This is a genomic window from Pseudooceanicola sediminis (genome assembly GCF_003575965.1).
GTDB classification, from domain to species: domain Bacteria; phylum Pseudomonadota; class Alphaproteobacteria; order Rhodobacterales; family Rhodobacteraceae; genus Pseudooceanicola; species Pseudooceanicola sediminis.
On record NZ_QWJJ01000050.1, the window covers coordinates 1 to 1,136 of the forward strand.

2 protein-coding genes are annotated in these 1,136 nt (G+C 63.5%); both read right to left on the reverse strand.

Annotation, left to right across the window (positions count from 1 at the left end; translation table 11 throughout):
- Positions 1–898 (reverse strand): conjugal transfer protein (locus tag DL237_RS20420; RefSeq protein ID WP_119400804.1); only part of this gene is annotated, 898 nt, incomplete at its 3' end.
- Positions 895–1,136: TrbG/VirB9 family P-type conjugative transfer protein (locus DL237_RS20425; protein WP_158585701.1), on the reverse strand; the 242-nt coding region annotated here is incomplete at its 5' end. The genes DL237_RS20425 and DL237_RS20420, both read right to left, overlap by 4 nt.

Here is a 1,136-nt window from a genome sequence, read left to right on the forward strand (position 1 = left end):
CATCGAAAGAATGGACGTCTTCCGAGACGATGGCGCGGATCGCGCCGGGCAGTGTGCTGTCGAGGGCCGTCTCTGTCACAGCCTGAATCATGGTGCCCTGAACAACCGTGTTCGATGGGTTCGCGATCACTTCGGCACGTGTCACCTGTGCTGGTTGCGCGCCCGAACGAACAAAGGCTTCATCTGCATTCAGACGTGCGGCTTCCAGCGTATTCTCCCTATCCGCACCTGCGCCCATCCCGGAGAAGGCGATCATAGGAGACGCGATACGCTCTGCGCGGGCCTCGGCTTCGGCTGCGCGCCGCCTTTCGAGTTCGGCCAGCCGCAATTCTTCTTCACTTGGTCCCAATGAGGTCGGCTCTGGTGGCGCAAGCCTTGCAAGTTCCAAGTCCATTCGGAGCTGATCCAATTCGCGATCCCGCTCTGTCAGCTGCCGCTCGAGGGCACGCTGAGCCTCGGCGGATGCTTCCTGTAAGGTGGCAATTTGCGCCGTCAGGTCCGCAATCGCCTGCTCCGCCCCGCTGTCCGTGGCCTCGGCCGGTCTTGCGCGTAGTTCCTCGAGTTCCGCTCTCAATGTCGCAAGACTTTCCATCAGCGCGAGTTCCGACTCGCTCGGACCTGTGTCCGCAGGCGGGGCTTGGCTGGGCTCCGGGGCAGAAATCGGCGCCAGATCTCCGAATCCGGGGCCGTTGCTCTGAAACTCTTCCGGCGCGGCGGTCGCCATTGGTGTTTCTGCCGACGGCTGCAGGGCGGCCCACGCCAGACCACCTGCTGCGGCGATGCCGACGACTCCAAGGATCGCGGCAAGCGGCGCAGGCCGTTTGTTGGCCTTCGCTTTGCCCGTCGAACCTTCGAGAGCCGCGAGGCGCGCGGCGAGGTCTTCCGTACCTTCGGTCATGATGTGGCCTGTCCTGCGTCCTGGACGCAAACCACCTCTTCGCCAAGGCGAAGGACCCATTGTCGGTTGACGCCGGACACGCGGATGACGCCGTCACTCAAGGCTTGGCTGTTCACCGCGCGTTCCCTGCCGTTCGAATATCGGAAGATGGCGGGCACCGGCGCATTCCGTGCGAACCGGAAATACGTGAAGGTACCATCATCCCAGATGGCCGTCGGCGTGAACTCTTCTCGGGCGC